Raw genomic sequence first — 6,821 nt, 5'->3', positions numbered from 1 at the left:
AGATGTGTATAAGAGACAGGGGCAGCAGGATCACGCGCGGTCGTACGGGCTCACGCGGATCCGTAGTCGCACGCGGGCGCGAGCGAGCGCGCGCCGACGAAGCGTCCCAACGCCGAGCTGGTCGGCGGCGCAATCGAATTGGGATGGGGATTGGAATTTGGATCAGCCGCGCGCCGGCGTCACGGCCGGGCGCGGCGGACCGCCACGCAGCGCCTTCCATCAGACAAATGGCCTGGCGGCAATGTCCGCCTGCCGTGCGGGCCGGCGAGGCGGCGGCTTTCGGCCGGGCCGCTCAGTGGGCGCCAGGCGCGCTGGCGCCCGACGGCGCCGATGCGACGGCGGGGCTGTCGGCGGCCGGTGCGTTGACGGTCGGTGTCTGCGACGCGTCGTTGCGTGCAGTGCCGGGCGCCGCAGCAGGTGCTGCCGATGACGGCGTCGAACCGGCCGGCGTCGACGCGGCGGGCGCCGGCGCCGCCTTCGAAGAAGCGGGCGCCGTCGCAGAAGCGCCGGCCGGAGCCGACGCCGGCGCAGGCGCCGCACCGGACGGCGAGACCGAAGCAGGCGCCGAAGCCGCGCCCGGCGCTGCCGCGGGCGCTGCATGGCCGGGCGCCGACACGGGCGCCGCCGCCGACGCGGCCGCACCCATCGCCGCGGGCGCGATCACGGCCGGCGCGGTCGACACGGCCGCTGCGCCGGCCGCAGGCGCCGCGGTCGGCGTCGACAGCGGCACCGGCGCGGCAGGCGGCGTCGGCACGATCGGCGTCGTCATCTTCATCGGCTCGCCTTGCGGCGTCGGCGCCGGTTCGGGCAGCGGCGTGACGGCTTCCTTTTCGGCCGCCTTCACGGCCGCGCGGTCGCGGCGCGCGGGATCGACCTTCAGGAAATGCTCGACGAGATTGAAGAAGCGCTCGTAGAACACGCCGGCCGGAATGGTCTCGCTCGCGGTCTTCACGAGCGCGTCGTCGCTCGAGCCGATCGGCAGCGACAGCGAGCCGAACACGCTGAGCCCGACGCTGGCCGACGTATTCGACTTCTTCAGCGTGTAGCGATCCTGTACCGCGTTCACGTACGCGATGCTCGACGAGCCGTCCGCGTTCGCGTCGGCGCAGACGACGTGAAACTCGATCACGACGTGCATGTCGTTGCTCGGCTGGAAATTCTTGCTGCCGTCGACCGCGTCGTTACGCGACGACGACACGACATAGCCCTGGCTCAGCAGCGCGCGCCGCGCGGCTTCGCAGGTCGCGTCGGAATTCGCATGGAACGTGTGCGCATACGGGCTGGTCGTCGCGTCGAATTGTTCCTGCTGGTAGATCGGTTTGGGCGGCGACGAGCACGCCGCGAGCACGGCCGCGGCCGCGAGCGCGCACGAAACGGGAAACAGGCGGAATCGGTTGTGCATGGCGTCTTTCAAAAGGCTCGGCGAGATGCCGCGCGCAGGGAGCCGGCGCGGCGCGCGAAGGCCGTCGCGCAACGGCGGGGCCGGGTCGCAGGCGCGGCAATCGCGTATGGCCGGGGCGTCATTATAGTTTCGTTTGACGTCGCGCTCGTTTCAGCGGCCGGCTGCCGGACGCGCGGCGGCGAGCAGACGCGCCGTCAGCGGATGATGTTCGCCGCGCCGCGAGCGGATCGCGTGAATCTCCTCGGTCACGTCGCCGGCGCGCCCGAGCCGCCGCAGCCCGCGCAGCAGCGTCGCATCGTTCGCGCCCAGTTCGCTGAGCGGAAACACGCCGAGCCCGCGCGCCGCGAACACGGCCATTAGCGCGCTGTCCTCGAATTCGCCCACCACGCGCGGCACGATCCGCTCCGCCTCGAACCAGAGGTCGAGCCGTGCGCGCAGCGCCGAATGCGCGGTGGGCAGCAGCACCGGCAGCTCGGCGAGCGTATGCGGAAAGCGCTGGCGCGCGGCCGGCGTGACGAGCGCCGCGGGGCCATACCAGTCGACCGGCGACGCGACGAGCCGCTCGCTCGTCACGCGCAGGTTCGATCCGGACGGCGCACCCTGGCCGGCGAGCACGAGATCCAGATGGTGCAGCGCGAGTTCGGCGAGCAGCGCGTCGTGCTCGCCGTCGTGGCACAGCAGCCGCAGCGTCGGCGTGTCGAGCACCGGCGCCAGCACCGCGTGCGCGGCGAGCTTCGAGATACCGTCCGCGAGGCCCACCGCGAGCCGCACGGTCGGTCGGCTGGCCGCCGCGCGCACTTCGTCCGGAATCAGCCGGCCCATCTCGAAGATCGCTTCCGCGCGCGCATAGGCGGCCTGCCCGGCATCGGTCATCGTGACGCCGCGCCCGGCCGGGCGCAGCAACGCATGCCCGAGCGATTTCTCGAGCTCGCGCACCTGCGCGCTGATGGTCTGCACGGCCATGTCGAGCCGCTCGGCCGCGCGCGCGAAGCCGCCTTCCTTCACGACGACCCAGAAGTAGTAGAGATGGCGGAAATTCAGCATCGATCGAAACTTCGGAAAAACCGAACCAAAAATCAGATTCTCGCTGATTTTTACGAAGTGTGTCGCGCAGTATGATCGGCACTTTCCACTTTCATGGGCCCGTTTTCATGGACACCCTGCTGACGCTTGCCGCCGATCCTGCCGTCTGGGCAGCGCTTCTGACGCTCGTCGTGATGGAGATCGTGCTCGGCATCGACAACCTGATCTTCATTTCGATTCTCAGCAACAAGCTGCCGGAGGCGCAGCGCGCACGCACGCAGCGGCTCGGGATCGGCCTTGCGCTCGTGATGCGGCTCGCACTGCTCGGCACCGTCGCGTGGATCGCGCGGCTGACCGAACCGGTATTCACGCTCTTCGATCACGCGTTTTCGTGGCGCGACATGATTCTGCTGTCGGGCGGCCTGTTCCTCGTATGGAAGGCGACGACCGAGATCCACCACCACGTGTCGCACGACGGCGGCGAGGCGCACGCGTCGGGCGGCGCGGCCGGCCTGACGATGTGGGCGGCGGTCGGGCAGATCCTGATGCTCGACATCGTGTTCTCGATCGACAGCATCGTGACCGCGATCGGCATGACCGAGCACGTGCCGATCATGTTCATCGCCGTGATTGCCGCGGTGACCGTGATGCTATTCGCCGCGCAGCCGCTCGCGCGCTTCATCGACCGCAACCCGACCATCGTGATGCTCGCGCTGTCGTTCCTCGTCGTGATCGGGATGACGCTGATCGCCGAAGGGTTCGGCTCGCACGTGCCGAAGGGCTACATCTACGCGGCGATGGCGTTTTCCGCCTTCGTCGAAGGGATGAACATGCTCGCGCGCCGCGCGAAGGCGAAGCGCGCAGCACGTGCCGAAGCGCATGTCGAAGGCCGCTGAGCGTGGCGTGCCGCTACGGCGGCACGCGTCGCGCGGCGGGCCGTTCACCGTTGCCAAGGAGGCACGACGATGAAATGTCCGGTCTGCAAACCCCCGATCTGCTGATGGCCGAGCGCCAGTCGATCGAGATCGATTACTGTCCCGATTGCCGCGTGTGGCTCGATCGCGGCGAGCTCGACAAGCTGATCGCGCGCGATAGCGGCGACGCGCCGCCGCCGCGGCACGAGGCGCGCGATGATCGCCGCGACGACGGCCGCTACGACGGCCGCTACGACGGCCGCGCGTACGACGATCGGCGCCGGCATGACGATCGCCGTCGCCGCAAGTCGGTGTTCGATCTGTTCGATTTCGACTGACGGTTGCGTACGCGAATCTCGCGGCCGACAAAAAGCCCCGCCGAAGATGAACTCCGGCGGGGCTTTCTTCTTGTGCGCCGCGACGCGGCGCGCGATCGCTTACGCGTCGCCGGCGATCACGTCGATCCGGCGCGGCCGCGCTTCTTCGCGGCGCGGAATCGTCAACGTCAGCACGCCGTCGCGCAGGCTCGCGTCGATCTTCGACGTGTCGAGATCGGGGCTCAGCACGAAGCTGCGCGCAAAGCGCGGCGCGCGCACTTCGACGTGCCGCACGCGCAGCTCGGCCGGCGTATCGATGCGTGCTTCGGCCTCGATCGTCAGCGTGTTGTCGTGCACCTTCACGTCGAGGTTCTCGCGCGGCACGCCGGGCAGGTCGGCCCAGAGCGTCACACGCTGGCTGTCTTCGGCGATGTCGACGGCCGGTACGACGGCCGGCCGGCGTCCGGCCGCTTCGGCGGCCGCCGTCGGCGTGGTGTCCGGATCGCGTTCGGTGAGGGTCTGATTCGTGTTCATCGCAGGGTCCTCCGGATTACTGAACAGTGATCGCACGCGGCTTCGAGGCTTCGCGGCGACCGACGCGGATCAGCAGGCAGCCGTTTTCGTAGCGCGCGGTGACGTTGTCGGGATCGGCGTTCTGCGGCAGCTCGACGACGCGCCGGAACGTGCCGTGAAAGCGCTCCTGCGCATAGGTGCGCACGTCGTCGCCTTCGCCGCGCGGAGCGGGCTTGCGCTCGCCGCTGATCGTCAGCAGTTCCTTGTCGATCGACACGTCGAAATCGCCGGCCGCCATGCCGGGCGCGAACGCGACGATCTCGATCGCATCGTCGGTTGCACCGATGTTCAGCGCGGGAAAGACGTTCGGCCGCACCGCGCGGATCGCGGACGGAAGCTCGCCGAACAGGCTCGCCATCTGCCGCTGCATGCGCGCGAATTCGTCGAACAGGTCGTTGCCGAAATGGATACCGCTCATGATGGTCCTCCGGAACTCGATTGCTCCATACGCGGGAGACGCAGCGGTGCGGCGTCGGCCGCGACCGGCTTCTTCCGCCGGGTCGAAACGGGCAGCGCGCGGGGCGCGGCTGCGGTGTAACGCGTAATTAGTGGCCGCGCGGCGCATTTCAAGGGCGGCGCGCGCGCGACCGTTTCGATGCGACAATCGCCTCGCCATCAACGAATCATGGAGACGGGACGCACATGGACATTCAACGCATCGCGATCGTCGGCACCGGCGTGATCGGCGCGAGCTGGACGGCTTTCTATCTGGCGAAGGGCTTCGACGTCGTCGCGACGGATCCCGCGCCGCAGGCCGACGCGCGGCTGCGCGAATCGCTGGCCGCGTTTCTCGGCGACGACGCCGACGCGGCGTGCGCACGGCTCACGTTCGACGCCGATCTCGTGCGCGCGCTCGACGGCGTCGATTTCGTGCAGGAAAACGGCCCCGAGCGGCTCGACCTCAAGCGCGCGCTGTACCGGCAGATGGACGACGTGCTGCCCGCGCACGTGCCGATCGCGTCGAGCTCGTCGGGACTCAAGATGTCGGATATCCAGACCGCGTGCGAGCAGCATCCGGAACGCTGCCTGATCGCGCATCCGTTCAATCCGCCGCACCTGATTCCGCTCGTCGAGCTGGTCGGCGGCGAGGCGACCGACGCGGCCGTGATCGAACGCGCGAAGGCGTTCTACGATGCGCTCGGCAAGGTCACGATCGTGCTGAACAAGGAGATGGCCGGGCACGTCGCGAACCGGCTCGCGGCGGCGCTGTTTCGCGAGGTGTATCACCTCGTCGGCGAAGGCGTGGTGAGCGTCGCCGATGCGGACAAGGCCGTCGCGTGGGGCCCCGGGCTGCGCTGGGCGCTGATGGGGCAGTGCCTGACCTATCACCTCGGCGGCGGCGCGGGCGGGATCGCGCATTTTCTCGAGCATCTGTCGGGGCCGATGACGAGCTGGTGGAACGACCTCGGCACGCCGTCGTTCGATCCGGACGTCGATCGCAAGCTGATCGACGCGTTGCGCACGATACAGGGCGACCGCTCGATGCAGGCGCTGGCTGCCGAGCGCGACCGGCTGCTCGTCGAGCTGATCGACGCGCGGCGCCGCAGTTTCCTGCCGTAACGGCGAAGCGGCGCGCGCGGCGCGTCGTTGCCGATCGCACGACGGCCGCCGTGCGACGGCCGCGATGCGACGCCGCCCGCTACAACTGCGCGGCGGCCGCGATCAGCGTCGCTTCCAGCGCGAGCGTCGAGCGCGACGCGGCCGCCGGCCGGTCGATCACGTATTCGAGCTCGCCGAGTTCCGGCAGCCCCGCATCGAGCCGCGCGAGCCCGGCGGGAATCACGTAGCCGGCGAACGCGCTGACGCCGAGCCCCGCGCTCGCGGCCGCGCGCAACACCGCGATGCTGCTGCTGACGACCGCGATCCGGTACGGCCGCCCGACCGCTTCGAGCGATTCGAGCACGCGGCGGCGCGACACGCTCGGCTCCGGATGCAGCGCGAGCGGCAGCACGGTCTCGTGGCCCGTGATCCGCGAATCGGGGCCCGTGCACCAGTACAGCGGCTCGCTGCGGATCACGCGGCCGCGCCGGCTGCCCGCGATCCGCTTCGCGAACACGAGATCGTGCCGGCCTTCGTCGAGCGCGTCGAACAGGTCGCCGGAGAGCCCCGTCGCGATCGCGAGCTCGACGTCCGGGTTGCGCTGCACGAAACTCGCGAGCGCGGCCGTCAGATGCGCGGACGCGAAATCCTCCGACATCGCGAGCCGCACCTTGCCCGACAGCGGCGGCCCGCACACCGAGGTAACGGCCTCGTCCATCAGCTCGAGAATCCGCACCGCGTAGCGCAGCAGCGCATCGCCATGCTGCGACAGGCGCACGTTGCGCGTATCGCGCTCGAACAGCGGCCGGTCGAGCAGCTCCTCCAGGCGGCGGATGTGCTGGCTCACGGTCGACTGCGACAGGCTCACGCGCTCGGACGCGGCGGTGAAGCTGCCGGACTGCGCGACGGCGACGAAGCTGCGCAGCAGCTCGGGCGGTAACGGACGCATTGCTAAATCCACTGAATCGGTTTCGACAACTTCATAAATGGCCGGATTTTGCGGCGCTAGGGAAACGCTGATTTATTCGGCTCGGCGGTCATCGCAGACGTAGC

7 protein-coding genes and 1 pseudogene are annotated in these 6,821 nt (G+C 69.4%); 3 read left to right on the top strand and 5 right to left on the bottom strand.

Going from position 1 to position 6,821, the window contains the following annotated elements; genetic code table 11:
• Positions 1 to 292: 292 nt before the first annotated feature.
• Both ACSHSS_RS29365 and ACSHSS_RS29360 read right to left on the bottom strand, forming a co-directional pair.
• Positions 293 to 1,402: a DUF2242 domain-containing protein gene (locus ACSHSS_RS29365; protein ID WP_445545905.1), complete on the bottom strand. Its 1,110-nt coding sequence runs from the start codon at positions 1,400 to 1,402 to the stop codon at positions 293 to 295.
• Positions 1,403 to 1,552: 150 nt separating this feature from the next.
• A complete protein-coding gene (locus tag ACSHSS_RS29360; RefSeq protein ID WP_217262954.1) occupies positions 1,553 to 2,446 on the bottom strand; it encodes a LysR family transcriptional regulator in 894 nt (297 codons plus the stop codon).
• Positions 2,447 to 2,553: 107 nt separating this feature from the next.
• Here ACSHSS_RS29360 and ACSHSS_RS29355 point away from each other — a divergent pair, with 107 nt between their 5' ends.
• Positions 2,554 to 3,321, top strand: a complete 768-nt coding sequence (locus ACSHSS_RS29355; RefSeq protein WP_217262955.1) for a TerC family protein — start codon at positions 2,554 to 2,556, stop codon at positions 3,319 to 3,321.
• A gap of 69 nt (positions 3,322 to 3,390) precedes the next feature.
• Positions 3,391 to 3,677 (top strand): annotated as a pseudogene (locus ACSHSS_RS29350) (TFIIB-type zinc ribbon-containing protein).
• Between the two features lie 99 nt (positions 3,678 to 3,776).
• Here ACSHSS_RS29350 and ACSHSS_RS29345 read toward each other — a convergent pair.
• Both ACSHSS_RS29345 and ACSHSS_RS29340 read right to left on the bottom strand, forming a co-directional pair.
• Positions 3,777 to 4,190, bottom strand: coding sequence for an Hsp20/alpha crystallin family protein (locus tag ACSHSS_RS29345; RefSeq protein ID WP_006401083.1), 414 nt, complete (start codon positions 4,188 to 4,190; stop codon positions 3,777 to 3,779).
• A gap of 16 nt (positions 4,191 to 4,206) precedes the next feature.
• A complete protein-coding gene (locus ACSHSS_RS29340) occupies positions 4,207 to 4,647 on the bottom strand; it encodes an Hsp20/alpha crystallin family protein (protein ID WP_006401082.1) in 441 nt (146 codons plus the stop codon).
• 224 nt (positions 4,648 to 4,871) lie between these two features.
• On the opposite strand from ACSHSS_RS29340, the gene ACSHSS_RS29335 reads away from it, so the two are divergent.
• Entirely contained in the window at positions 4,872 to 5,789 is a 918-nt protein-coding gene (locus ACSHSS_RS29335; RefSeq protein ID WP_039224918.1) for a 3-hydroxyacyl-CoA dehydrogenase NAD-binding domain-containing protein, read from the top strand.
• A gap of 79 nt (positions 5,790 to 5,868) precedes the next feature.
• On the opposite strand, the gene ACSHSS_RS29330 is transcribed toward ACSHSS_RS29335, so the two are convergent.
• Positions 5,869 to 6,717, bottom strand: coding sequence for a LysR substrate-binding domain-containing protein (locus ACSHSS_RS29330; protein WP_006401080.1), 849 nt, complete (start codon positions 6,715 to 6,717; stop codon positions 5,869 to 5,871).
• Positions 6,718 to 6,821 lie beyond the last annotated feature (104 nt).

This window comes from Burkholderia sp. BC1 (assembly GCF_052683555.1).
This window is presented reverse-complemented; position numbering and strand designations above follow the sequence as displayed.

Excerpts from the sequence above, each read along its gene's own strand:
- ACSHSS_RS29340 (WP_006401082.1), bottom strand. The coding sequence starts at position 4,647 with ATGAGCGGTATCCATTTCGGCAACGACCTGTTCGACGAATTCGCGCGC.
- ACSHSS_RS29335 (WP_039224918.1), top strand. The coding sequence starts at position 4,872 with ATGGACATTCAACGCATCGCGATCGTCGGCACCGGCGTGATCGGCGCG.
- ACSHSS_RS29355 (WP_217262955.1), top strand. The coding sequence starts at position 2,554 with ATGGACACCCTGCTGACGCTTGCCGCCGATCCTGCCGTCTGGGCAGCG.
- ACSHSS_RS29330 (WP_006401080.1), bottom strand. The coding sequence starts at position 6,717 with ATGCGTCCGTTACCGCCCGAGCTGCTGCGCAGCTTCGTCGCCGTCGCG.
- ACSHSS_RS29345 (WP_006401083.1), bottom strand. The coding sequence starts at position 4,190 with ATGAACACGAATCAGACCCTCACCGAACGCGATCCGGACACCACGCCG.
- ACSHSS_RS29360 (WP_217262954.1), bottom strand. The coding sequence starts at position 2,446 with ATGCTGAATTTCCGCCATCTCTACTACTTCTGGGTCGTCGTGAAGGAA.
- ACSHSS_RS29365 (WP_445545905.1), bottom strand. The coding sequence starts at position 1,402 with ATGCACAACCGATTCCGCCTGTTTCCCGTTTCGTGCGCGCTCGCGGCC.